This is a genomic window from Tautonia marina (assembly GCF_009177065.1).
Classification (GTDB): Bacteria; Planctomycetota; Planctomycetia; order Isosphaerales; family Isosphaeraceae; genus Tautonia; species Tautonia marina.
Genome location: NZ_WEZF01000022.1, coordinates 1 through 23,910 on the forward strand (window position 1 = coordinate 1; position 23,910 = coordinate 23,910).

Below are 23,910 nucleotides of genomic sequence, written 5' to 3' on the forward strand. Positions count from 1 at the left end.
ACGGGTGCTGGTTCACAAGAGAGTGGAGCGCCGGGAGCGTACGAAAAGCGATGGTCGGCTCATCAATAGCATCGTGACCAAGGGGGGGCTTCAGTCACTTTTTTTCGGATACGGGGGTTTTGCCGGTTGAGATTTTGGAGCCCAGGATGGGAGAACGGAAGGTCGGACGGGTGCGGTACAGCACGTTGAGTCAACCAGAGGGAGACGGTCGTAACGGCCGAGGGACGAAATGCGAACAACCCTGATGATCGTTCCGGGAGTGGTGCTGGGGCTGCTGGTGGGCTGGCAGGGAGAGGCGACCGGGCAAGTGCAACCGACCAAGATCGCGCTGGAGTACGCGCCCGCGGCGGTGGACAACCCGATGAAGGGACTGGTCCCTTACGCGGGGCAGGGAAGGGAGTTCCCGCATTCGCTCGAATTTGATTATGTGTCGCTCAGTGAAGTGATGACGGGGTATGAGTCGTTTGACTGGGAACCGCTGGAACGTCGGCTCGATGCGATCGCGAGCCGAGGGAACCAGGCGGTGTTTCGGGTCTTCCTGGAGTATCCGGGACGGTTGGGGGTGATTCCCGAATTCTTGATCCGGGATGGATTGACGGTCCATCGGTATGTGGTGGCCGACACCGACGGGAAGGAGGTCGAGACGCCGGACTATGAGGACGAACGGTTGCGGCGGGCCTTACGATCGTTCATCTCGGCCCTGGGGGAACGGTACGACGGTGACCCGAGGCTCGGGTTCTTGACGGCGGGGTTGCTCGGGCACTGGGGAGAGTGGCACACGTATCCCCGGAGTGAGCTGTTTGCCTCGAAGGCCGTGCAGGAGGAGGTGCTTGATGCGTTCGAAGGGGCCTTCAGCACAACGCCGGTCCTGTTGCGGTATCCGGCCGGAGACGATCACGACCGAATGGCCTCGAACGCGGCGCGAGGCTTCGGCTATCACGACGACTCGTTCGCCTGGGCGACTCTGGACACGGGGCGTCGGGAGGATTTCTGGTTTTTTGTTCCCTTGCTGAAGGCGGCGGGGCCGAAGGCGCTGGAGAAATGGAAGACGCACCCGATCGGCGGCGAGATCCGGCCGGAAGCGTGGGGAAAGGTCTTCGACGAGGATCCGGGAGATGATCGCATCCAGAACTTTCGGACGTGCGTGGAGGTGACGCATGCCTCGTGGTTGCTGGATTCGGGGATGTCGCGGAGGAACGTGCCCGAGTCAAGGCGGCGAAGGGCCGATGATGCCGTGAGAGGGATGGGCTACGAGTTCCATGTGCCGACGGTCGAGATCGGGCCGGATCGGGAGGGGTCGAGGACGGTGACCGTCGAGATTGATAACCGAGGGGTCGCGCCGTTCTATGTCGATTGGACCCCGGAATTCGGTCTGCTGGGAGAGGATGGAGCGGTGATCACGTTCCCTTGCGACGGCTCGTTGATCGGTCTGCTGCCGGGTGATCCGCCGCGGCAGTGGACCGGGACGATCGCCACTGGCTCGGATGAGCCATCGCAATGGACGCTGATGCTTCGGATTCCGAACCCACTGCCGAACGGCAATCCGATTCGCTTCGCCAACGCGACGCAGGATGCCGACCGGCCGGGGTGGTTGACGCTGGGGACGATTACCCCCTGAGCGAGTCGAGGACGGAAGCGACGTCGCAATCGCCGACGCCATCGGGAGGTGAGCCAGATCCGGAGTCGGCGGAGGATGATGGGGCCGTCGCGGTGCCGTTGACCTGATCGAGGAGGATCTGGAGTTGGTCGTCGGCGGTAGGGCTGTCGTCGGTAAGCAGGGCGTCCAGCTCCTCAATGAGTTCACGTTTCGCGCGGTCAGCCTCCTCGCGCAAGCCCAGATGGATCAGGAAACCGAGAGAATTGGCACGATGGGCGTAAAGCGCGGAAACGTACGAAGCGGAATGAGGGAACGATTGAACGAGTTGACTCATGATCGCCTCCGACTCCTTCATCGCGGCACATGACTCTTCGCGGAGGTGCAGTTGAGCATATCCGTTGGCGAGCAGGTGGAGAGTGGCCGCGCGCTCGAACTGTTGCTGAGGAAGGCCGGGATTCAAGTTACTCATCTGGGAGACGGCGACGAGGGCACGCTGGGCGGACTGAACGGCCCTGTCCGGGCGCTGTTGAATGAGGTCCAATTGGGTGAGCAGCAGTTCGGTGCGATAAAGGTTGCCATAGAAGAGGGGATCGTCGGGAGCCTCTGAAACGAGTTGTTGGGCGAGGCCGCGGGCCAGCAGGACATAAGATCGAGATTTATCGAACTCTTGCTGGAACTCATACAAGAATGCAAGGTTGTAGTACTGGTAGGCGATGGCGTCGCGGCACTGAGGCTCGGTCGGGCTCTCGGGGTGATCGGCGGCGAGGGCCTGAATGATCTCTAGCGCGCGTTGGTGGTCGGCTTCGGCGGCGGCGAAATCGGGATTCTCCCCCCAGGCCGAACGAGCGATCCCGCGTTTGGAGAGGCTTCGAAAGAGGTTGTAGCGGTACCAGGGGTCCTTGGGACGGTCCCTGAGGACGGATTCGAGCAGGGTGATGGAGCGGCTGAGGTGCTTGAGAACGAGATCGATGTACGCGTGGTGATCGCGCCCTTCATAGGATTCGGCGAGGGTGTAATTGATGAGTGCGGTGCGGTAGCGGAGTTCAATGTCTCGGTCGGCGCCGGGGATGTCGCGGAGGGCGGTCTCGAACAGATCGTGCGTGGCGAGGATGTAATTGTGCATCGCGTCGGAGCCAAGGGGCACGGCCTTGGAGATGTACTCGGGGGCGAGCACGGCATTCCCGATGAGCTTCCAGGCGAGTCGCATCGATTCGCGGGCCTGAGCGTCGGCGACGAGGCGTCGGTTCTCGACGGCCAGCAGGGTGAGGGCGGCGATCAGGAGGGTGATTGCCAGAGAACCGGCAGCGAGGAGCCGGCCGCGGTGTCTTGCGGTCCAGCGGTTCAACTGGGTGATCGGAGACGGGCGGCGGATGGTCAGGGGGAGACCGTCGAGGTAGCGCTGAAGCTGTTCGGCCATGGCTCCGGCCGTGAGGAACCGCTCGGAAGGGTTGCGGTCCATGGCCTTCAGGGCGATCGTTTCGAGGTCGTAGGGGGCCTGGCGACGGTAGAACCGAGGGGGGCGAGGTTCCTCGTGGAGGACTTTCATGCACAGTTCCACATGAGAGCCACCCATGTAGGGAGGACGACCGGCGATGAGGAAGTAGAGAATGGCTCCGAGGCTGTAAATATCGACCGTCGGCAGGTTACGGCCAGGGCGGGCGCCGAGCTGCTCGGGGGCCGCAAAGGAGGGGGTGCCGACGATGGCGCCGGGATGGGTGACTATGGAGTGTCCCTGGCGGAGAATGGGACGGGCAAGTCCAAAGTCGGAGACCTTGGGCACCCCTTGTTTGGAGATGAGGATGTTGGAGGGTTTCAGGTCGCGGTGGACAATTCCCTGGTCGTGGGCGTGGTCGACGGCGAGAGCGATGTCGCGAAGGATGGTAGCGATGCCGCGATCGTCGAGGGTCGCCCGGTAGTGAGGGGCACTGAGATTCGGACCGTCGACGAACTCCATCACGAGATAGGGAGCGCCGGTGTGGTCGGTGCCGGTGTCGAGAAGCCGAACGATGTGCGGGTGCTTGAAGTGGGCGAGCAACTGGCGTTCGGCGTGAAAGCGTCGGATGAGATCGGGGGTCGCGCCGTGTCGGATCTGCTTGAGGGCGACGAACTGGAGGGGGGACGATTCGAGGACGGCGAGGTAGACCGATCCCATGCCACCGTGGCCGATGGTGCCGAGGATGAAGTACGGGCCGACCTGATCTCCGGCCTTCAGTTGGGAATCGTCGGGGAGGTCGAGGATGAGTTGGGTCTCGGGTGCCGATGCCTCGGATGAGGCATCGCCGAGCGCCTGGACGAGAGCTTCGGCTTCGAGCAGGGCTTCGACCCAGGCGACGAGGATGGGGTCGGAATTCTTGAGCGCCTTGAGTTGGTCGAGGCGTTGGGCGGGATCGAGGTCTCGGATCGAATCGAAGAGAGCTTCGGCTTCGTTCCACCGAGCCATCGAGTCTCCGTCGGGTTGGTCAGCGATCGACATGGGCACACTCCGCCTGGACACCCCATCCTCATCGAGGGGCACACACAGCTTGCTCAGAGCCACACGGGACGTGCAAACAAACCGATTCGAGGACGACGGGCCAGGGGTTCTGGTGAGAGGGGAGGGATCAACCGAGCCTGGCCTGTCGGACGCTTCAAGACAACCTGGGGAGAGGTTCGGACGGCGAGGAACTTAGCGGAGAGCGTCGCGAGGCGTCAACTGATCTCGAAGCCAGGCGGCGCGGTTGGTGGTGATGGAATCGACGCCGAGATCGACGAAGATCCGGGCGACCTCGGGATCATCGACGGTCCAGACATGGAAGGAGAGGCCGGCGTCTCGGATCCTCCGGACGAGGTCGGCGTCGTACGGGCCGCGGTAGGCGAGGTCGAGGCCATCGGCACGAATTTCAAGGGCCGTAGAGATCAGGTCTTCGATCGTGGGGGTCCATTCGCCCGTCTGATCGTCGCGGCGGAAGCCGGAAAGGTAGTACATCTGGAGTTCGGGAAGCCGACGCTTGGCCTCGGCGATCGTCTCAGCGTGGAAGCTGATGACGGCGAGTTGCTCGGCCGACTTTCCCGAGGCTTCGACGGCCCGGACAAGGGCAGGGACGGCTTCGGGTCCGACCTTGACCTCGATCAGGCACAGACCGCCGTCGGGAATGGTGGCGAGGGCTTCTTCGAGGGTGGGCAAGGGCTCGCCGGCCCATTGCTCCCCTTTCCAGGAACCGGCATCGAGCGGACGAAGTTGATCGAGGGTCGATTCCTTGACGAGCAGATCAACGCCCGTGGTGCGCTTGGTCGAGGCGTCGTGAATGACGATGAGGCGGTCGTCGGCGGTGAGATGGACGTCAAGCTCGATGGCCGGCACGCCGCGCTGCCAGGCGAGATTGAAGGCGGCCAGGGTGTTTTCCGGGGCATCGGCCGACTCGCCTCGATGGGCGACGAAGGGTACCGAGGGGGGCACCTGGACCGCGAGGGCAAGACCAAAGAGCATGGCGACCACGAGGAGAGGCTCCGGCGGGGACGAAATTGTTGAATTTCAGTTAGACCTCCAGGATTGCCGGAGGACGCGCCTCGGTTCAAGATGATTGTCGGTGAGTTTCAGATTGTGCTGGCGAAACGCAACGGTGAGTCGTTCTAATAAGAACCGTATGCTCGGTTCGGACGGGGCCCCCTGGCGACTGGCTCAGGCGATCGGGGACCCCCGTTTCGCCGCCTCAACGGGTCACGAATCCCCGAGCCGTGGTGTGCCCTCCCCAACGTCCGAATCTTGAAGGAGAATGTATGAGAAATCGACTGCTCGCGATCGCCCTGGCGCCGGTTCTTGCACTAGGGGTTGTGGCCGTCTCGCCCGCCAAGGCCAACGATGATGTCAAGGCGAAGGCCGAAGCGGTCAAGGCCAACCCGACGGCCGAACTGATCAACGACTACATGGGTACGGCCATCGGCGACATCCTGACGTCGATGGAAAACGACGTCAAGGCCGCCGAAAAGGCCCTGGCCGAGCTGAAGGCCGTGGTGGAATCCCTGAAGCCCGAGGCCGACGACGCCAAGCAACTGGTCGATCGCGCCAAGCAGGTCGTGCCGATCCTGGAGCAGCGAATCGAGCTGTCTCGGACCACGCTGGCCGACGTGCAGAAGAAGCTTCAGGAAAATGTGAACGACGCCGAGACCCTGAACCTGTACCGCGAAAAGCTGGTCATGGAGCTCAGCTCGAAGGCCTACAGCGCTCCGGCCGAGGCCAATGAGCAACTGACCAAGGCCCGTGCCTTCCTGGCCGAGGCGGCTGCCGCGGCCACCGAGAAGCAAGGCTATGCCCAGACCATGCAGGTGCTCGACCAGATCGGCGGCGCGATCGAGAGCAACCTGGCCCGCGAGCAGATGATCGGCAAGGACGCGGCCCCGCTGTCGGTCGAGGCGTGGGTCAACGGCGAGCCGCTCACCGATTCGGACCTGAAGGGCAAGGTCGTCTTGCTCGACTTCTGGGCCGTCTGGTGTGGTCCGTGCATCGCCACCTTCCCGCACCTGATCGAGTGGAACGAGAAGTACGGCGACAAGGGCTTGGTCATCATCGGCCTGACGAACTACTACGAGTTCGGCTGGGATGACGCCTCGGGCCGCGCCGTGCCGAAGCCCGGCACCACGCCCGAGGAAGAACGGGCGATGCTGGAGAAGTTCGCCGCCTCGTACGATCTGACGCACCGCTTCGCCATTCAGGACGGCGACGCGATGTCGGAATTCTATCAGGTGTCGGGCATTCCCCAGGTCGTTCTGATCGACCAGGAAGGGAAGGTCCGGATGGTCCGCGTCGGCAGCGGCGAGCAGAACGCCAAGGACATTGGCAACCTGATCGCGGAACTGTTGGGCGATTCGGCTCCGGCGGGCGAATGATCGCCTGAAGGAGTCGGGCCCTTCGGCCTTGAGCCCCGAGCAGCAGACAACCACGGCCGAGGTTCGATCGGATGATCGGGCCTCGGCCGTGGGTCATTTCCAGGGATGAGCGAACGATCGGACGTCCGATCAGTTGATGCCGTATTCCTTGAGCTTGCGATAGAGGGTCCGTTCGCCGATGCCGAGGATGCGGGAGGCTTCCTCGCGGTTGCCGCCGGTCAGGCGGAGGGTCTCGGCGATGTAGTGAGCCTCGATCGACTCCATCGGCTGGCCGACCAGTTGAGAGGCCCCCGAGGATTGAGGGGTGACGCCGGCCGAGGCGAGCAATTCTTCATCGGTCAGGTCGTCGAGGCCCAGCTCACCATCGGTGTCGATTACCAGGAGGCTCTCGACCACGTTGCGCAACTGGCGGACGTTGCCGGGCCAGGAGTAGGACATCAAGACCTTGCGCAGGTCGGGATGAATCCCGGGAATCGGCTTGCCGTAGTGGGTCGCATTCTCTCGAACGAAGTGATCGAGCAGAAGGGGGATGTCTTCTCGACGTTCGCGAAGCGGAGGCAGCTTGATGCTGATAACCTTGATCCGGTGGTAAAGGTCGGTGCGGAACTTCCCTTCCTTGATCATCTCGGGCAGGTCGCGGTTGGTGGCGGTGACGAGCCGGACGTTAACGTGAATCGGCTCGTTGGTGCCCATGCGGATGATCTCGCCGTTCTCGATCACGCGGAGCAGGCGGACCTGGGTTGAGGGGGGAATGTCGCCCACCTCGTCGAGGAAAAGGGTGCCGCCGTTGGCGTGTTCGATCAGCCCTTTGCGCTCGCGGTCGGCGCCGGTGAAGGCCCCTTTGATGTGGCCAAAGAGTTCGGATTCGAGGATCGAATCGCTGAGGGCCGCACAGTTGAGGGCGACGAAGGGCTTGCTCTTGCGGGGGCTGTTGTTGTGGATCGCCTTGGCGACCAGTTCCTTGCCGGTGCCGCTCTCGCCGGTGATGAGAACGGTCGCGGTGGTGGGGGCGATCTGGCGGAGCTTGTCGATGATCGCCTTCATCTGAGGGCTATTGCCCACCACCCCTTCGAAGCCGAAGCGTTCCTGCAGCTGGCGCTGGAGTTCGAGGTTTTCGCGGGCGAGACGCTGGGATTTGCTGGCCTTGTCGACGACATCGCGGAGTTCATCGATGTCGAGCGGTTTGGTCAGGTAGGTGGCGGCGCCGCCTTGCATGGCCCGGACGGCGGTTTGAATCGTGCCGTGGCCGGTGAGGATGACGACCTCGGCCTCGGGGAGTTCCTGCTTGGCCTTGCGTAGGACTTCGAGGCCGCCGACCGGTTCCATGACGAGGTCGGTGACGATGATGTCAAAATGCTGTTCTTCGATGAGGCGCAGCGCCTCTCGACCACCGACGGCCACCGTGCAATCGTATCCGACGCGCTGAAGGCTCTCGGCGACGGCCTGGGCATGGGGCTCGTCATCATCGACGACGAGGACGCGGATCTGAGGGTCCATCAGGCATTGCCTCCTGGATCGGAGGCGGGCAGTCGGATGAGGAACCGCGTGCCTTTGCCAGGCTCGGAGTCAAGCTCGATGGTGCCGCCGTGGGCCTCGATGATGCGACGGGTCATGGGAAGCCCGAGTCCCGAGCCGCGCGGGCGGGTCGAATAGAAGGGGTCGAAGACGCGAGGGAGGGCATCGGCGGGAATGCCGCATCCGGTGTCGATGACATCGATCACGACGCTGTTCTCGGGATTACGGCGGGTCCGGAGAATCAATTCTCCTCCTTCGGGCATGGCGAGCTGAGCATTGCGAATCAGGTTCAAGAGTGCCTGCTTGAACGAATCGACATGCAAGGCGACCGGCGGCAGGTCGGGATCGGTTTGCAACCGGGTGACGATCCCCTGAGCGAGCGACTGGGGTTCGCAGAAGTCGCGGACGTCTTCGAGGACCGCGTTGAGGTCGCCGGGCACGAGGTCGAGATCGCTGAGGCGGACGACGCGGAGAAAGTCTTCGAGCAGGTTTTCCAGGCGGTGCGACTCCTTGCGCACCCGATCGATTTTCTGCAAGGCCCGGCGTTCGCGGTCGGTCTGGGCGTCTCGAAAGTCCTCGGCGAGGAGGTCGAGGGTCAGACGCATGGTGGACAGCGGGTTGCGGATCTCGTGGGCGAGGCCGCCGGCGAACTGGGCGATCTCGGCGTACTGATCACGAAGCCGACGGGCCAGTTCGGGGGGCAGGGGGGCGGCCGGTTCGGGATCGGTGGCGTGGGAGTCGGCGAGGGCGGGCTCCGGCGCGGGGGAGGCAGGAGCGGCGGGGGATCGTGCCATGGGCGGGCTCCCCTCGGAGCGATCGGGGGGCGGGGCTCGGTCCGTTCCGGTCGTGTCCGAATGCCCCACGCTCTTCCCAGGCGACGCGAACGGCCCGGTGCGATGACCGGGCCGATTGAGCGTCGAAAAGGGAGTCGGGGCATTCGAACGGTGTCCCGGCGACCGAAACCCTCGGACCGGGACACACAGAGGAAAACGGGACGATCCAGGAGTGGGTGCTGGATCAGCGACGGTCGCGGTCTCGGTCGCGGGGAGGAGGTCCGCCGGGGCCTCGCGGGCCGGGGCCTCGGTCGCCTCGGGGGCCACCAGGTCCACGATCACCGCCGCCTCGGGGACCACGGTCCCCCTCACCACCGGCGGGCCGGGGCTTCGACTCGACATCGTCTTCGATCCCGCGCTCGGCGAGGGCCTGGCGACGGGAGAGCTTGACGCGGTCTTGCTCGTCGATGGCGATAACCTTGACGAGCATGGTGTCGCCGACGCGGCAGACGTCGGCCACACTGTTGATATAGCCGTCGGTCAATTCGGAGATGTGCACCATGCCGTCCTGGCCGGGCAGGAGTTCGACGAAGGCACCGAAGTCCTTCACGGACATGACGCGGCCCTCGTAGATCTTGCCGAGCTGGACGCCGGCGGTCATCCCCTCGATGCGGTCTCGGCATTCCTCGGCACCGACGGCCGAGGCGCTGGCGATGGTGACAATGCCGGTGTCTTCGATATCGATCTTCGTGCCGGTCTCCTCCTGGAGCCGTCGGATCGTCTTGCCACCGGGGCCGATGAGCATGCCGATCTTCTGAGGATCGATCTGGATCTGGATGAGCCGGGGGGCGTTCATCGAGATCTGGTCGCGGGGCCGCTTGATGGCGCGGAGCATCGAGCGGAGGATCTCGACGCGGGCCTCGCGGGCCTGGTCGAGCGTGTCTCGGATGATCTGTTCCGAGAGGCCGATGTTCTTGACGTCGAGCTGGATGCCGGTGATGCCGTGCTGGGTGCCGGCCACCTTGAAGTCCATATCGCCGAAGTGGTCCTCGTCGCCGATGATGTCGGTCAGGAGGATGTAGCGGCCGGTCTTCGGGTCTTCAACGAGGCCGATCGAGATGCCGCCGACAGGGTCGGTGATGGGCACGCCGGCGTCCATCAGGCTGAGCGTCGCGCCGCAGACCGAAGCCATCGAGCTGGAGCCGTTGGATTCGAGAATGTCGGAAATGACCCGGATGGTGTAGGGGAAGCGCTGGGGGTCGGGCAGGATGGGGGCGACGGAGCGCTCGGCGAGCATGCCGTGACCGATCTCGCGACGGCCGGGACCTCGAATCGGCCGAACCTCGCCGACGGCGAAGTGGGGCATGTTGTAGTCGAGGTAGAACTTCTTCGAGTACTCCTCCATGATGCCGTCGACGCGCTGCTCGTCGGCCCCGGTGCCGAGGACGGTGGTGACGAGGGCCTGGGTTTCGCCGCGCTGGAAGATGGCCGAGCCGTGGGCACAGGGGAGAACGCTGACCTCGCAGGAGATCATGCGGAGGTCTTTCGGACCTCGGCCGTCGGAGCGGTAGCCGTCGAGGATCATCTCGCGGGCCACTCGTTCCTGAAGGGCGTAGAAGGCGGTTTTGACCTCAAGGGGAGTCGGCCCGGTGGGTTCCTGGCCTTCGGGGACCTCGGGGCACAGTTCGGTGACGACCCGCTCTTGCAATGCCTTGACGGCGTTGTTGCGATCCTGCTTGAGCTTGATGAGCCGGGCCTCCCGGAGGTCGGCCGAATAGCGGCGGTGCAGGTCCTCGACGAGGGGATCGGGCTGCGGCTCGGGGTGCTCCATCGGGGGCATGCCGAGCTTCTCGCGGAGCTCAAGCTGTAGGTCGATGAGTTCCTGATTGAGCTTGTGGGCTTCGAGGATGGCGTCGAGCATCTCGGCCTCGGGCAATTCCTTGCCGAAGCCTTCGATCATGGTGACCTTTTCGCGGGTGCTGGCGACGATCAGGTCGAGATCGCTGCGGGTCATCTCCTCGGCGGTCGGGAAGGGGACAAGCTGACCGTCGATCCGGCCGAGCCGGATGGTCCCGAGCGGCCCGAGGAAGGGGACATCGGGGCAGATGCAGAGGGTCGTCGACGCACCGATGAGGGTTAGGATATCGGGGTCGTTGATCCGGTCGGCCGAGATGGGGCTGGCCTGGATCTGGACCTCCATGCGGTAATCGCTCGGGAAGAGCGGCCGGATGGGGCGGTCGGTGAGGCGCGAGGTGAGAATTTCCTTGGTCGTGGGGCGACCTTCGCGCTTGATGAAGCCACCGGGGAACTTGCCGGCGGCGTAGACTTTCTCGCGGTAGTCGACCATCATCGGGAAGAAGTCGAGCCCCTCACGACCGGGGGCGACGACGGTGGCGACGAGGGTCATGGTGTCGCCGAGGCGGACCACCACGGCACCGGTGGCCTGCTTGGCAAGGCGGCCGGTCTCGATGGAAATTGTCTTGCCGCCGATCGTACGTTCGACAACGACAAGTTTCTTGACGGGATTCACGGGAGCGAAAGAACCAGACGTGGACATGCCCACCCTTACCTCGACTCGGCAATAGTGTGCCGGGTGCGTGGGCGATGGCGTACCGGCCTTGAGAAGACCGGGAGGAGAGAATGACGCGGGAGGGCCGGTCGACCCAATCGGGAACACAAGAAAGCCACGAGCCGAAACAGCCCGCAACCCTCCTGATCAATCAAACACGATCAGGGCGCACCGAGATTCGGAAACGCCCTAACCGAAGGAGTGGGTCACCGACAGACGGTTACTTGCGGAGGCCGAGCCGGCCGATCACTTCGAGGTAGCTCTTGCGGTCGGTCTGTCGCAGATACTTCAACAGGCTCGATCGCTTGGAGACCAGCATCAGCAGCCCGCGGCGGCTGGCGTGGTCTTTCTTGTGGGTCCTGAAGTGGTCGGTCAAATCGTTGATGCGGGCCGTCAGCAGCGCAATTTGCACCTCGGGCGATCCCGTATCATGTTCCTCGCGCCTGAACGCGTCGATGATCTCCTGCTTCTTCTCTTTGGTGATCGCCATCACACGCCCCGCAAGGCACCGGCCGAATAATGTGAGAGGCCGTAACTCGAAATCTTTACGCTACGAAGTGAGAGAGTTTACGCGAGGCGGTGTCCAAGAGCAATGGCAGTTGGTCGAAATTGGCCGGAACCGGAGGGATCGGTCCGGTGTCGAGGGGGAAGGTTGCGCGTTGAGCGAGCGGTTTCGCCGTGTGGCCAGACGGTTTTGTCTATGATGAACAGCAAGGGCGTTGTGGAGACGGTTGGTTCAGCCGGGAGCGAGCAAGGAGCGGCATCTTGAGCGAGGGGCATCGGGTTTCAAGTCGGAAACGGCTGGAGGAGGTCGCGTCGACGCCAACGGCGACGGGGTCGAACGCGGGAGGACTCGGGCCGGAGCTGCCAAAGACGCGGAATCGATCGATTTTCGAGCTCTACCGCGCCCTGTTTGCCCTGATGAAGGGGCATCGGGGGATGCTGGCGCTGACGCTGGCGACGTTGACGATCAGCACGAGCCTGAGGCTGATTCCTCCGGCGGCGACGAAGGTAGTGATCGATTACGTCCTGCTCAAGCGCCCTTTGCCCGAACAGGTGCCAAGCTGGCTGCCAATGCCGCCCAGCGGCCTCGGGATGCTGACGGCGGTGGTGGTGGTCGTCTTCGCCGTGTCGATCGTCGGGGCGTTGCTGGGGCTCTGGGGGCGATGGCGGGCGACAGTGTTAACCAAGCAGATCCAGGTGAAGGTGCGTCGCCGGGTGTTCGAGCATGCGTCGAAGCTCCCCTTGCACCGGATCTATCAGCTCAAGTCGGGAGGGCTGTCGAGCCTCTTGCGCGAGGATGCCGGGGCGCCGGGCGAGATGGTCTTCAACATGATTTACAACCCGTGGCGAGCGGTGACGCAGCTCATCGGGGGGCTGTTGATCCTGGCCTGGATTGACTGGCGATTTCTGCTCGGGGCGGCGTTTTTGATTCCGGTAGCGTACTGGGCCGACCGGCTCTGGAATCGGGTCTTACGGCCGATTCATCGCCGATCGCGCCGCCAGCGGCAGGAGATCGACGCCAAGAGCGCCGAGACGTTCGGCGGGATTCGCGTCGTGCGGGCCTTCGGCAGGCAGAAGACCGAGGCCACACGGTTTGTCCGGGAGAGCCATTTTCTGACGAGGCTGGAGATGCTCGGCTGGTACCGGGCGAGGGCGTTCGATCTGTTCTGGGATCTGTTGATGCCGACGGCCTCGGGGATCTTGTTGCTGTACGGCGGCTGGCAGGTCTTGCAAGGGGCGCTCTCGCCGGGGGATCTGATGATGTTCCTGGTGTATCTGGCGATGCTGCTGGAGCCGATCGCGGTCCTGGCGTCGAACATGACGTCGTTGCAAAACAACCTCTCGGGGTTCGACCGGGTGCTGGACCTGCTGGCCGAGCCTGCCGAGTTGCAAAGCCGTCCCGGTGCGATCGCCGTGCGAAAAGGTGACGTGAGCGGTCGGATCACGCTCGATCGGCTCCGGTTCCACTATCCGGGGCATCCGGAGGAAGTGATTCGGGGGATCGATCTGGAGGTCGAGCCGGGGGAGACGATTGCCCTGGTCGGCCGCAGTGGAGCGGGGAAGACAACGCTTTGCAACCTCGTTGCGCGGTTCTACGACCCGACCGGCGGCGCGGTCCGGCTGGATGGAATCGACCTGCGCGACATCGACCTGCAACGCTACCGGCGATTACTGGGGATCGTTGAGCAAGACGTGTTTTTGTTCGACGGCACGGTGGGAGAGAACATCGCCTATGCCGACCGCCGGGCCTCGCGACGGGCGATCGAGGAGGCGGCCGAGGCGGCCAACGCGGCAGCGTTTATTGAGGCCTTGCCCGACGGTTACGACACCTTGATCGGCGAGCGGGGGGTTCGCCTGAGCGGCGGACAACGGCAGCGGCTCGCGATCGCTCGGGCCATTCTGGCCGATCCGGTGATCTTCATTCTTGATGAAGCAACGAGCAATCTCGACTCGGAGAGCGAGCGGTTGATTCAAGGCGCGCTGGCCGACCTGATGCGCAATCGGACCTCGTTCGTAATCGCGCATCGGCTGAGCACGATTCGAGACGCCGACCGGATTCTCGTCCTCGATGGCGGCGAGGTGGTCGAGTCGGGCAGTCACGCCGAGCTCATGGAGTCGAGCGGTCTGTACCGGGATATGGTGGAGCTGCAACGCATGGAGGAAGGCTTTTGAGAGCGCGGCAAGGAAGGTCGCCGGTTGTGATCCGATCTCGGTCGAGGCCCCGGGGGATTGCGTCAGGAGAGGATCGTTTCGGGTTGGTCGATCCCTTCGAGCGAAAGGCAATCGCGCAGGGGGAGGGTTTCTGCGGGTGTGGGACGGGCGAAGAAATAGCCCTGTCCACAATCGCACCCGAACTGCTGAAGCATGGCGAGTTGGTCGGCCGTCTCGATCCCCTCGGCCACGACCCGAAAGCCGAGGGTCTCGGCCAGCGAGGTGACGGTCCGGACGATGGCGGTTTGCCGGGCTGAGATGCCGAGGTCTCGAATGAAGGACTGGTCGATCTTCAACAGGTCGAAGGGGAACTCGTGGAGGCAGGCGAGCGAGGAATAGCCGGTGCCGAAGTCGTCGATGGCCAGGGAAAAGCCGGCGGCTCGGAGTTCGTTGAGGGTGGATCGGGCGGCTTGCAGGTCGTGCATGACGGCCCCTTCGGTGATCTCGATGTGGATGTCCGAGGGAAGGAGGCCGGCGGCCTTGGTCGTGTTCAGAAGCCGGCAGACCAGGTCGGGCACGAGAAGGTGCTGTCGGGCCAGGTTCACACTGACGCCGGGGATGGACAGGTCCGGGTTTTCCATCCTCCAGCGGGCGAGCTGCCGGAACGATCGCTCGATCATTCGCTCTCCCATCGCGACGATCAGGCCGCATTCCTCGGCCATGGGGATGAACTCTTTCGGCGAAATCGGTCCGAGCTCGGGGTGCTCCCATCGGGAAAGGACCTCGAAGCTGAGGACCCGTCCGGTCTGGAGGCAGACGATCGGCTGGTAGACCAGATCGAGCTGATCGGCGGGAATCGCCTCGCGCAACCCTTGCTCCAGTTGCATCCGCCGCTTGACACGGCGTCGCATGGTTTCATCGAAGACGGCGAGACTGCCTCGGCAGGAGGTCTTGGCCTCGTACATGGCGGTATCGGCATCTCGAAGGAGGTCTTCGGCCGCCTGGTACTGATCATCCCCCAGGACAATGCCGATGCTCGCGGTCGAGAGGACGCGGTACGACTTGATCGTGTAGGGTTTTGCCAACGCTTTGAGGAGGCGACGGGCCACGAGGATTGCGTCATCGGGGTGCTGAAGCCCTTCGAGCAAGACCACGAATTCATCTCCGCCGATGCGAGCCGCCGTGCTCGAGGAACAGGAGGCACGCAAGACCCCGTCCGTGTCTCGCAGGTTTTCCCGAAGCCGAGCGGCAATGGCCTTGAGCAAGGCATCGCCGACCTCGTGGCCAAGGCTGTCGTTGACGATCTTGAAGCGATCGAAGTCGAGAAAGAGCAGCGCGTAGTGATGGTCGGGACGCTCTTGGTGCGTCTGGATGACCTTGCGGACCTGGGAGAGCAGGGCGGAGCGATTCGGCAGGCGAGTCAGTCGGTCTCGCCGGGCGGCCCGGTGGAGCTGTCGCTGAAGCCGGACCCGATCATGGACATCGCCGATCGACCCGGCAAAGCGAATGGGGGTTCCGTGATCGTCCCAGACGGCCTGGCCTCGTGATCGGAACCAGCGATAGGAGCCCGACGCCGTCCAGAGGCGAAACTCGATGTCGTAAGGAACACGATCGCGAAGGTGCTTATCGGTCGCCTCCTCCACTCGGGCGAGATCGTCGGGATGAATTCCCTGGCGGAATCGCTCGCGGACCGAGGTCACGATCGCCTGATTTCGTTCAGCTCCGATCATCCATCGCAGTTGCTCGGAGAGGTAGATCGAATCGGAGCGGAGGTCCCAATCCCAGATTCCCTCGTTCGAACCGTCGACGGCCAAGGCGTAGCGATGTTCGCTCTGGGCCAGTTGATCAACATAGGTCCGCTTGGTTTTCACGTAGAGATAAACCCAGACACCGATCAGGACACTGGCGATGGTGGCCATGATGCAGGCGATCAACTGGGCGTTCCAGATGGCGGCCGATTGAGCGCGAAGCTCCTGAATGTCCATGTCGACGCCGAGGACCGCTTCCAGCCGCCCTTGATTTCGAATCGGAATCCAGACCGAGATGAAGGTGCCCCAGGGGTCGGATCTTGGCTCGGGACTGACATAGCAATCGTACGCCTGAATGCGTTGCAGGAGATCGGGAGGGGCTTCGGGGTAGAGCGTGCCGAGCGTGGCCTGGTCCGGGAGCCCGTTCGGGTTACGAACCTGGGGATCTCCCGAGTCGAGCACAAAGCGAAACCCTTCGGGAGAAGGGCGCATGGTGTAGATGGAGCGGACATCCTGCGCCGAGGTGACCATGGCTCGGAGCGGTTTGACCAGAGCAAGGTATTCCGGGCTCTTGTGCTGTTCGGGATGGATCAGCGTTGCGTGGACCCGAGGGTCGATCTGCTGCTTGGCAATGCGGGCAATGGACAGAAGGTTCGTATTCACCGAACGTTGGAACGCGTCTCGCGCGGTGGCGTAGCACGTCCAGGCACAGCCGATCGAGATCACCAGGAAGCAGAGACCAGCGATGAGCCCTTGCCAGCTCGGCGAGAGGCTGGACAGGAAGAACGTGAGCCGGCACAGCAGGCTGCCGTCGCAGGGGTCGCTGAGGGAATCGCTCCACCGGACCCGATTCGAGCGCCGAGCCGGGGAAATCGTCGGGAACGGGCCGGGTATGTCATCGGGGTGATGCGTTCCACTCACGCAACTTTCCTCGCAGCTGGGGAACCGGCGGCTCTGAGCGGTCCGAGACGGCGCGGAGCGTGAGGTCCGAAGGCGATTTTCAGGGGAACTCATCCTTGCTCCGGTCGCTCCGCGTCGAGTCGACCGAGACGGCGATCACGCCAAGCCCCCTGGGATTGGGCGCGGTGCTTCGTCGACCGATGAAACAACGCGCCGACGACATCCTCCCGCGGGGCTTGGGGTCGAACCTGGGGTTCCCAACAGATCCATAGGTCACATCCAGGGGTTTGGCAGGCTTGCGGAGCCGAAACGGGCAAACCGGCCCTCCCTTGAACCTGGCTGATGAACAAGGCAGATCGGATCGCAACGGCCGAGGCCTCGGTGTAGACTCATCTCGAACGAATCGTCGCACGTCGGCATCAAAGGGCGAGGCAACGGGGATGGCAGGAGCGTCGGAGCAGCGAGACGAACCGCGAGGGATCGCCCTGGTCGGCTACCGGGCGACCGGGAAATCGACGGTGGGGCGGATCGTTGCGGATCGGCTCGGTTGGGAGTTCGAGGACGCCGACGAGGTCCTGGAGCGCCGGATTGGCCAATCCATCGCCAGCCTGTTCGCCGAGCAAGGGGAAGGGGCCTTCCGCGACCTGGAGCAAGCCACGCTGGCCGACCTGACCACGCGATCGGGCCTGGTGCTGGCCTCGGGGGGCGGGGCGGTCTTGCGAGAGGCCAATCGAACCGCCTTGCGGCGATTCGGGTTCGTCGTCTGGCTGTCGGCCCGGCCGGAAACACTCGTCGATCGGCTGAGGCGCGATCCTGCCAACCGGCCGGCATTAACCGCCGCCGGGCTCCTTGACGAGGTGGCCACGCTGCTTCGGCAGCGCGAGGACCATTACCGGTCGGTGGCCGACGCAAGAATCGAGGTGGATGAACACTCGGCCGAGCAGGTGGCCGAGGCTGTGCTGGCGTCGTGGTCGCGCCACGATCCGAAACGCGATTCCCTGATCACTCCGCAGGACCCCACACCGTGATCTGGATGTTTCACGCGATCATGCTCCCCCTGACATTCCTCATCGGGGCCCTGGTCGGCAGCTTCGCGAATGTCTGTATCTACCGCCTCCCCTGGGAAAAGAGTGTCATCTGGCCCCCGTCCTGCTGCCCGGCGTGCCTGGGGTGGATTCGGGCCAGTGACAACGTGCCGATTGTCAGTGCCCTGTGGTTAAAACGAACGTGCCGATCGTGCGGGATCGCGTATTCCGGGCGTTATCTGGGCATTGAGCTGCTGGTCGCGGTGCTGTTCGCGGGGATTTATGCGCTAGAGCTGATGGTAGAGCCGCAGTTCCTGCGCGATTCGGAATTGATGGAGCGGCTGGCCCGCGTGGCCTATCACGCCACCCTGGCAACCTTCCTGGTCGTGGCGACCTTCATCGACTACGACTACGAGATCATTCCCGACTCGGTCACGATGACCGGCATGGTGATTGGGCTCGGATTCGGCACGATGATGCCCGGCATCCGACCGGTTCCCGCCGGAGCCGAGACGCCGCTTGGCGGGCTCGGGGTGGGGCTCCTTGGCCTGGTGGTTGGGGCAGGGGTGATCTACGCCGTCCGGGTGCTGGGCTGGGTCCTGTTCCGCAAGGAGGCAATGGGGCTGGGAGACGTGACGCTGGTGGCGATGATCGGCAGCTTCCTCGGCTGGCAAGTCACACCGCTGACCTTGTTCCTGGGGGCAATTCTCGGCCTGGTCCACGGGGTGATCCGGCTCGTTACGATTCTCGGAGATCGCCTGGCGGGCCGGTCGCCTCGGTCGTCGGCCATTCCGTTCGGGCCTTATCTGAGCCTGGCGGCCTTGATCCTGATGCTTGGCTGGCGATGGCTCTGGCCGGGATGGCTGGCCGAGCTGTTCGAGGTTTATGGCGAGGTGGCGCGCTTCCTGCTCGGGGCGTTGCTCGGTCGGATGGTCGGGGGCTGATGGACCAAGGTGACTGACTGGGCCGAGTCTTCAGGGAATCCGGGCAAGGGAACCGGATCTGCGGCGAAGATCCGGCATCGGGATGACCGATCAGTCTCCAGGACGATGTTCAACACAGGAGCCCTCGGCCATGACCTCGCCGTACAAACGTCGCAAGCCGTCGCTTATCCGCAACTTCTGGCTCTATCGCTACGTGATTGCCATTGCGTTTGTGCTGGGCGTCTTGCTCTGGTTCGTGGTCAGCAACAACGCCCGCGTCGAGGTTTCGTTTCCGTTTGGAATGGGATCGCTGAGTAGTTCGACCGGAATCATTATTCTGCTCAGCGCGATGGCAGGGTCTCTGCTGACCATGCTGGCGATGGGTGTGCTGTATGCGCTCAGACGTCTCAAGGCAGGGGTGGAGTCGGCCGAATTTGAGAAAGACAGCGTGACGTTCGATGACGAGCTTCCTCCTTCGGATTATGCCTCGAAGGCTCCCGAGGGGTTCGATCAGTCGTCCTGGTCGGATCGAAGCTAGGCACCGTGCGAGGCAATGCGGACTTGTTCTGGGGTTCTCCCATTTGACACCCGAACGAGTGGCCTGCACGGTTGACTCATCGATCGGGATCGCAATCGGCCGGGATGGGGTCGGATGGTCGGGGGGAGCCCGCCTCGAAGCCCGCCCCTTTTGGATTTCCGCCTCGGACCACCGACCCCAGGGCGCCGGACTCATGACCGTCTTGATCCGATACCGACGGTTGAATGTCGCCTGGCTGCTGGCCGCCTTGATCGCACTTCCCGCGCTGGGATGCTCTGGCGGCAGCGGAGGGAAATTTGCCTTGAATCCGAGGCGGGTGGCGATTCGGGAACAACTCAGCCGGCTCGAATTCCAGAATCAGCAACTTAAAGATCAACTGAAGGTCGCCCAGCAGGAATCGAAACGCCTGACCAACGACCTGCAACTGGCCGAGATCGATAACCGCGATCTCGAACGCCGGGTCGATAGCTTCCGAACGCAACTGGGCCTGCGGGGATCGTCCGATGAGACGCTCGACGTGGCCCGCCCGTTCCCAGACACCAATCGTCCTGAATCGGGCACCACTCGCCCGGCCGCCCAGCCGCCGACCCGAGCTCCCTTTACTCGGATTCCCAATCCATCGGCCATCGACGTCTCTCCGCCGCCGGGCCCTTCGGCCGAGGAGTTCTACGGCATTCGCCGGTCGCCGTCTTACGATCAGCAGACTCGCCCTCAGATCGAGCCGCCGCCGGTGCAGTATTTCGACCTGAGCCCGTCGGTTTCGGTGGGACGCACGAACCTGGATGTCCGGTCCGATGTGACTTCCTCAAACTGGTCGCCGATCTCGGTGGGAGGTTCGTCTCGCATGACGCGGTACTGATAGGAAAGGTTCATCGCTCGACCTCGAGTTCCCTTCCACTCTCGTGTCTTGATCGAATGAGCGATTCGGCGACGGAGCCGGCCGGATCAAGACAGGAAGGGGCCTCTCCTGGTAGATTGGATGACCGTTGTGGACGCCAGGAGTTGAGACGTCGGGACGAGACGGGACGGTCGGCGGATGATCGCGATTATCGACTACGGAATGGGCAACCTGCGGAGCGTGCAGAAAGCGATCGAGGCCGTCGGGCATGAGGCCGTCGTGTCGAGCGATCCGGACGTTGTGGGCAAAGCCGACAAGGTGATCTTGCCGGGTGTTGGCGCGTTCGAAGACGCCATGGCCGAGCTGAACCGGACCGGCCTGGGAGAAGCCTTCCGCGATCGAGTTGCGTCGGGAGCGCCCGCGCTGGGAGTATGCCTCGGCTTGCAACTGCTCTTCGACGAGAGCTTCGAGGACGGTCACCATCAGGGGCTCGGTCTGGTCGCGGGAAAGGTGGTGCGGTTTGAACCAAAACCGGGCCTGAAGGTGCCGCACATGGGCTGGAACACCTTGCGGGTGCTTCGGCCCGCCCCCTTGTTGAAGGGGTTGCCGGAGGAGCCCTCGGTCTACTTCGTGCATTCCTACTACGTCGTTCCCGACGATCCGAGCGTCGTGGCAGCCGAGGCCGACTATCCGACCCCGTTTACGGCGATGATCTGGAAAGACAACCTGATGGCCTGCCAGTTTCATCCGGAAAAGAGTCAGACCCTCGGGCTGGCGATGTACCGGAACTTCGCCGAGCTGTAAGCCTGGGGCCCGTCGTGCTCCGTCGCCCAGGGAGATCACGACGCGGAAGGAGCCTTGGTCCTTGCGGTGAGGTCCGGGGCGGGATATAGATTCGAAAGATGAGGTCTGGTCAGGTCAGACCAGCCGAAGGGATTGGGACGCCGATGCAAGTCATCCCGGCCATTGATTTGAGAGGGGGCCGTTGCGTCCGCCTCGTTCAGGGAGATTACGACCGGGAGACGGTCTTCGGGGAAGATCCGGCGGCAATGGCCGAGCACTGGGTCGCCGAAGGGGCCACCCGGCTGCACCTGGTTGACCTCGACGGCGCGAAACTGGGCCGTCCGGCAAACGTGGAGAGTGTCCGGGCGATCCTTGATCGCGTCGATGTCCCGTGTCAGTTGGGTGGCGGCGTCCGAGACGAAGCGACCCTGACGGCCTGGCTCGATGCCGGGCTGGAACGGGTGATCGTCGGCACGCAAGCCCTGAAAGACCCGGCCTGGTTCGCAACGATGGCCGAACGGTTCCCCGGCCGCCTGATCCTCGGCCTCGACGCCAAGGATGGGCGGGTGGCGACCGCCGGCTGGCTCGACGTGTCCTCGGTGGAGGCGACGAGCCTGGCCGAGGGTTTCGATGCGCTGCCATTGGCCGCGATCATCTACACCGACATCGCTCGTGACGGCATGCTCGAAGGGCCGAACCTTGAGGCCACCGGAGCGCTTGCCGATCGCCTGAAGACGCCGGTGATTGCCTCTGGGGGCGTGAGCACTCTGGAGGATCTGGAACGCCTGGCGACCCTGCCCGTGGCGGGCGTGATCGTCGGGCGGGCCTTGTACGACGGTCGTTTCCGGCTGTGCGAAGCTCGGGAACGTGCCGGCGACCGCTCTTAACTCCCCAGTGGCGGGAAGCCTTGGGTTTCTCGGGCTCTCCCGCGATTCGGGCCGAAGGCGATCGCCGGATCTTTGCTTTTCCAAATCCGGCGGGTCGAACTTCCAACGCGACCCACCCCAGAGGGGGGGACAGCCATGGCATCGGGCTCGTATCACATCGAAGACATTCGCAATATCGCCCTGGCAGGACACGGGGCGTCGGCCAAGACCAGCCTCGCCGACGCCCTGCTCTTTGCGGCTGGACTGGCCCCCCGGCGCGGGTCGGTCGACGAGGGCACGAGCCTGCTCGACGTCGACGATGAAGAAAAGCGCCGTCATTTTTCGATCGATAGCCACCTGCTCCACCTGGAGTGGGACGGGAAGCAAATCCACCTGATCGACTCTCCCGGCTACCCCGATTTCATCGGTAGTGCGCTGGGGGCGATTTCGGCGGTTGAGAACGTGTTGATCACCGTGTCGGCTCCGGTGGGGATCGAGGTCAACACCCGTCGATTGTTCCTGGAGTCGGGCCGGCTCGGCCGAGGACGGTTCATCGCCCTGACGAAGATGGACGCCGACAACGTCGATTACATTCGCGATCTGGAGTCGATTCGAGAGACGTTCGGTCCCGAATGCGTGCCGTTCAACGTGCCGATCGGCGTCGGGGCCGACTTCAAGGGGGTGGTCGATGTGTTGAACCCGCCGGCTGAGGTGCCGGACGGGTGCCCGATGTCTCCGGACGAGGCCGCTCGAATCGTCATCGAGCAGATCGTCGATGAAGACGAGGAATTGACCAACCGGTATCTCGAAGGGGACTCGATCGCGATCGACGAGCTGCGCAAGGCGGCCCACGACGGCATCCTGCGCGGGCATATCGTGCCGGTCGTGTGCCTGTGCAGTAAGAACGATATCGGGATCAAGGAGTTGCTCGACCTTCTGGCGACCTGCGGCCTGAGCCCGGCGGACATTCACCGCTTCGGCTTCCCCGCCCAGCCGGGATCGATCGAGGCGGACGCGGCGACCCCACACGACGGCGAGGACGAGGAGGAGGTCGAAATCGACCCGACGGAAGACGGCGACCTGGTCGCTCAGGTCTTCAAAACGGCGATCGACCCGTTTATGGGGAAACTCAGCTTCATGCGGATCATCTCCGGCAAGCTGACCCCGGACACCCCCCTGGTGAACCTCCGAACCGGCAAGGCCAACAAGCCGGGCCACCTGTACGTGGTACAAGGCAAGCAGCACGAGGAAGTGGGCGAGGCGATTGCCGGCGACATTGTGGCGGTGGCGAAGTTCGAAGACCTGCACATTTCCGACACGGTGACCAACGGCGGCCAGCACAGCGCTCCTCACGTCGTCTTGAAGCCGATCAACTTCCCCGCGCCGATGGTCCCTCGGGCCGTCCAGCCGAAGGCCCGCGAGGACGAGGCAAAGATCGCCGCCAGCCTGGCGAAGATGGCCGAGGAAGACCCGACCTTCACCTATCGCCGTGACGAGCAAACGCATGAACTTGTCATCAATGGTATGAGCGATCTGCACCTTGACGTGATCTTGCAGCGGTTGAAGAACCGCTACAAGCTCGATGTCGAGACGCACATTCCGCATGTGCCGTACCTGGAGTCGATCACCGCTCCGGCCGAGGCGGATTATCGGCACAAGAAGCAGACCGGCGGCCGGGGGCAGTTTGCCGAGGTCCACCTGCGCATCCGGCCTCTCGAACGGGGTGAAGGGTTCAAGTTTGTCGATGCGGTCAAGGGTGGCGTGATTCCCAACAACTACATTCCGGCCGTCGAAAAGGGCTGCCGAGAGCAAATGGCCAAGGGGGTCATGACCGGCAACCGCGTGGTGGATGTTGAAGTGGAAGTCCACTTCGGCAAGTATCACGATGTCGACAGCTCGGAAGCGGCCTTCAAGATCGCCTCGGCCGCCGCCTTCCGCAAGGCGTTCGAACAGGCCAGGCCCGCGCTTCTGGAGCCGGTCGTGTCGATGGAAGTGACCGTCCCTGGTGAGAAGTTCGGCGACGTCTCGGCCGACCTTTCAACCCGCCGCGGCCACATCACCGGCATGGACGCTTTGCCGGGCGGCCTTCAGATCATCAAGGCGACGGTCCCGCTGGCCGAGGTGCTCTCGTACTCGTCGACCCTCAAGAGCATGACGGGCGGGCAGGGGTCGTACGTCCTCGAATTCCACTCGTATCAACCCGTGCCGGCGCATGTGCAACAACAAATCGTTGACAAGTATCAGAAGAGCCGGACAGGAGTGGAGGAGGAGTGATCTCCTTTCACGGATGATCTGAACCTGACGCACCAATCGAAGG

17 protein-coding genes are annotated in these 23,910 nt (G+C 63.6%); 10 read left to right on the plus strand and 7 right to left on the minus strand.

What is annotated here, in order from left to right:
• Positions 1–229: 229 nt before the first annotated feature.
• Positions 230–1,618 carry a DUF4832 domain-containing protein gene (locus tag GA615_RS22100; protein ID WP_152053506.1) on the plus strand — a complete coding sequence of 463 codons (1,389 nt, stop codon included), beginning with the start codon at positions 230–232 and terminating at the stop codon, positions 1,616–1,618.
• Here the strand turns inward: GA615_RS22100 and GA615_RS22105 are convergent.
• Both GA615_RS22105 and GA615_RS22110 read right to left on the minus strand, forming a co-directional pair.
• Positions 1,608–4,070 (minus strand): serine/threonine-protein kinase, encoded by a 2,463-nt coding sequence (locus GA615_RS22105; protein ID WP_152053507.1) that lies wholly within the window; start codon positions 4,068–4,070, stop codon positions 1,608–1,610. The two genes, GA615_RS22100 and GA615_RS22105, sit on opposite strands and share 11 nt — an antisense overlap.
• 192 nt (positions 4,071–4,262) lie before the next feature.
• On the minus strand, positions 4,263–5,063 hold the full coding sequence (locus GA615_RS22110; RefSeq protein ID WP_152053585.1) for a glycerophosphodiester phosphodiesterase: 801 nt from the start codon (positions 5,061–5,063) through the stop codon (positions 4,263–4,265).
• A 290-nt stretch (positions 5,064–5,353) separates the two neighbouring features.
• Between GA615_RS22110 and GA615_RS22115 the strand changes: the two genes are divergently transcribed.
• Positions 5,354–6,460: a TlpA family protein disulfide reductase gene (locus GA615_RS22115; protein ID WP_152053508.1), complete on the plus strand. Its 1,107-nt coding sequence runs from the start codon at positions 5,354–5,356 to the stop codon at positions 6,458–6,460.
• 129 nt (positions 6,461–6,589) lie between these two features.
• Here GA615_RS22115 and GA615_RS22120 read toward each other — a convergent pair whose 3' ends face one another.
• From GA615_RS22120 to rpsO, 4 genes are all read right to left on the minus strand, one after another.
• On the minus strand, positions 6,590–7,957 hold the full coding sequence (locus GA615_RS22120) for a sigma-54-dependent transcriptional regulator (RefSeq protein ID WP_152053509.1): 1,368 nt from the start codon (positions 7,955–7,957) through the stop codon (positions 6,590–6,592).
• Complete coding sequence (locus GA615_RS22125) at positions 7,957–8,769, minus strand: two-component system sensor histidine kinase NtrB (protein ID WP_152053510.1); 813 nt, start codon at positions 8,767–8,769, stop codon at positions 7,957–7,959. Before GA615_RS22125 ends, GA615_RS22120 begins: the two co-directional genes overlap by 1 nt.
• A 223-nt stretch (positions 8,770–8,992) precedes the next feature.
• Positions 8,993–11,305, minus strand: coding sequence for a polyribonucleotide nucleotidyltransferase (gene pnp / locus GA615_RS22130; protein WP_152053511.1), 2,313 nt, complete (start codon positions 11,303–11,305; stop codon positions 8,993–8,995).
• Between the two features lie 232 nt (positions 11,306–11,537).
• Positions 11,538–11,807 (minus strand): 30S ribosomal protein S15, encoded by a 270-nt coding sequence (gene rpsO / locus GA615_RS22135; RefSeq protein WP_152053512.1) that lies wholly within the window; start codon positions 11,805–11,807, stop codon positions 11,538–11,540.
• A 275-nt stretch (positions 11,808–12,082) separates the two neighbouring features.
• On the opposite strand from rpsO, the gene GA615_RS22140 reads away from it, so the two are divergent.
• Positions 12,083–13,993, plus strand: coding sequence for an ABC transporter ATP-binding protein (locus tag GA615_RS22140; RefSeq protein ID WP_152053513.1), 1,911 nt, complete (start codon positions 12,083–12,085; stop codon positions 13,991–13,993).
• A gap of 62 nt (positions 13,994–14,055) precedes the next feature.
• Here the strand turns inward: GA615_RS22140 and GA615_RS22145 are convergent, their stop codons facing one another.
• Positions 14,056–16,641, minus strand: coding sequence for a putative bifunctional diguanylate cyclase/phosphodiesterase (locus GA615_RS22145; protein WP_161602487.1), 2,586 nt, complete (start codon positions 16,639–16,641; stop codon positions 14,056–14,058).
• Positions 16,642–17,060: 419 nt separating this feature from the next.
• Here GA615_RS22145 and GA615_RS22150 point away from each other — a divergent pair, with 419 nt between their 5' ends.
• From GA615_RS22150 to fusA, 7 genes are all read left to right on the plus strand, one after another.
• The gene (locus tag GA615_RS22150) at positions 17,061–17,648 is read left to right on the plus strand and encodes a shikimate kinase (RefSeq protein WP_152053515.1); all 588 of its coding nucleotides are present in this window, start codon (positions 17,061–17,063) and stop codon (positions 17,646–17,648) included.
• Between the two features lie 5 nt (positions 17,649–17,653).
• Positions 17,654–18,589 carry a prepilin peptidase gene (locus tag GA615_RS22155; RefSeq protein ID WP_152053586.1) on the plus strand — a complete coding sequence of 312 codons (936 nt, stop codon included), beginning with the start codon at positions 17,654–17,656 and terminating at the stop codon, positions 18,587–18,589.
• Positions 18,590–18,719: 130 nt separating this feature from the next.
• Positions 18,720–19,106, plus strand: a complete 387-nt coding sequence (locus GA615_RS22160) for a DUF1049 domain-containing protein (protein WP_152053516.1) — start codon at positions 18,720–18,722, stop codon at positions 19,104–19,106.
• Between the two features lie 193 nt (positions 19,107–19,299).
• Positions 19,300–19,965, plus strand: a complete 666-nt coding sequence (locus GA615_RS22165) for a hypothetical protein (RefSeq protein WP_152053517.1) — start codon at positions 19,300–19,302, stop codon at positions 19,963–19,965.
• A gap of 177 nt (positions 19,966–20,142) precedes the next feature.
• Entirely contained in the window at positions 20,143–20,748 is a 606-nt protein-coding gene (gene hisH, locus GA615_RS22170) for an imidazole glycerol phosphate synthase subunit HisH (protein ID WP_152053518.1), read from the plus strand.
• A gap of 143 nt (positions 20,749–20,891) precedes the next feature.
• Positions 20,892–21,614, plus strand: a complete 723-nt coding sequence (gene hisA / locus GA615_RS22175; RefSeq protein ID WP_152053519.1) for a 1-(5-phosphoribosyl)-5-[(5-phosphoribosylamino)methylideneamino]imidazole-4-carboxamide isomerase — start codon at positions 20,892–20,894, stop codon at positions 21,612–21,614.
• A 135-nt stretch (positions 21,615–21,749) separates the two neighbouring features.
• Positions 21,750–23,867 carry an elongation factor G gene (gene fusA, locus GA615_RS22180; protein WP_152053520.1) on the plus strand — a complete coding sequence of 706 codons (2,118 nt, stop codon included), beginning with the start codon at positions 21,750–21,752 and terminating at the stop codon, positions 23,865–23,867.
• Positions 23,868–23,910: the final 43 nt, after the last annotated feature.

What these genes read in the sequence shown, in the direction of transcription:
- GA615_RS22100 (WP_152053506.1), top strand. Translation starts at nt 230, where the DNA reads ATGCGAACAACCCTGATGATCGTTCCGGGAGTGGTGCTGGGGCTGCTG.
- GA615_RS22165 (WP_152053517.1), top strand. Translation starts at nt 19,300, where the DNA reads ATGACCGTCTTGATCCGATACCGACGGTTGAATGTCGCCTGGCTGCTG.
- GA615_RS22105 (WP_152053507.1), bottom strand. Translation starts at nt 4,070, where the DNA reads ATGTCGATCGCTGACCAACCCGACGGAGACTCGATGGCTCGGTGGAAC.
- hisH (WP_152053518.1), top strand. Translation starts at nt 20,143, where the DNA reads ATGATCGCGATTATCGACTACGGAATGGGCAACCTGCGGAGCGTGCAG.
- GA615_RS22110 (WP_152053585.1), bottom strand. Translation starts at nt 5,063, where the DNA reads ATGCTCTTTGGTCTTGCCCTCGCGGTCCAGGTGCCCCCCTCGGTACCC.
- rpsO (WP_152053512.1), bottom strand. Translation starts at nt 11,807, where the DNA reads ATGGCGATCACCAAAGAGAAGAAGCAGGAGATCATCGACGCGTTCAGG.
- GA615_RS22155 (WP_152053586.1), top strand. Translation starts at nt 17,654, where the DNA reads ATGTTTCACGCGATCATGCTCCCCCTGACATTCCTCATCGGGGCCCTG.
- hisA (WP_152053519.1), top strand. Translation starts at nt 20,892, where the DNA reads ATGCAAGTCATCCCGGCCATTGATTTGAGAGGGGGCCGTTGCGTCCGC.
- GA615_RS22150 (WP_152053515.1), top strand. Translation starts at nt 17,061, where the DNA reads ATGGCAGGAGCGTCGGAGCAGCGAGACGAACCGCGAGGGATCGCCCTG.
- GA615_RS22160 (WP_152053516.1), top strand. Translation starts at nt 18,720, where the DNA reads ATGACCTCGCCGTACAAACGTCGCAAGCCGTCGCTTATCCGCAACTTC.
- fusA (WP_152053520.1), top strand. Translation starts at nt 21,750, where the DNA reads ATGGCATCGGGCTCGTATCACATCGAAGACATTCGCAATATCGCCCTG.
- GA615_RS22125 (WP_152053510.1), bottom strand. Translation starts at nt 8,769, where the DNA reads ATGGCACGATCCCCCGCCGCTCCTGCCTCCCCCGCGCCGGAGCCCGCC.
- pnp (WP_152053511.1), bottom strand. Translation starts at nt 11,305, where the DNA reads ATGTCCACGTCTGGTTCTTTCGCTCCCGTGAATCCCGTCAAGAAACTT.
- GA615_RS22115 (WP_152053508.1), top strand. Translation starts at nt 5,354, where the DNA reads ATGAGAAATCGACTGCTCGCGATCGCCCTGGCGCCGGTTCTTGCACTA.
- GA615_RS22120 (WP_152053509.1), bottom strand. Translation starts at nt 7,957, where the DNA reads ATGGACCCTCAGATCCGCGTCCTCGTCGTCGATGATGACGAGCCCCAT.